The organism is Bradyrhizobium sp. BRP56, from assembly GCF_020194035.1.
Classification (GTDB): Bacteria; Pseudomonadota; Alphaproteobacteria; order Rhizobiales; family Xanthobacteraceae; genus Bradyrhizobium; species Bradyrhizobium australafricanum.
On the sequence record NZ_JADYVV010000241.1, the window covers coordinates 1 to 390 of the forward strand.

1 protein-coding gene is annotated in these 390 nt (G+C 62.6%); it reads left to right on the plus strand.

Annotated features, from left to right (window positions below; translation table 11 throughout):
• A partial coding sequence (locus I6F38_RS43585; RefSeq protein WP_225164740.1) for a DUF933 domain-containing protein occupies positions 1–87 on the plus strand: 87 nt, incomplete at its 5' end.
• Between the last annotated feature and the right edge of the window lie 303 nt (positions 88–390).

Sequence of the window (390 nt, forward strand, 5' to 3'; positions counted from 1 at the left end):
GCGCGCGATGCAGGCAAGCTGCGGCTTGAAGGCAAGGAGTACGTCGTCGCCGACGGCGACGTCATGCATTTCCGCTTCAATACCTGAGCATCGATTTCGAGCTCGCTTTCTCCCCACGTCGTCCCGGCGAAGGCCGGGACCCATAACCACCGGCCGTGGCTATGAAGCACACTGGGGCCCCAGTTCGCACAAACAACAACTCCCTGTGGTAATGGGTCCCGGCCTTCGCCGGGACGACACTGAATGTGCGGGTGCCGCTCTTTCCCACGTCGTCCCGGGCAAGCGAAGCGCGATCCGGGACCCATAACCACAGGGTTGCGTTGTTGAAGCGAACTGTGGCCCCAGCTCGCTCCATCGCCACGTCCTGTGGTTATGGGGTCCCTGCTTTCG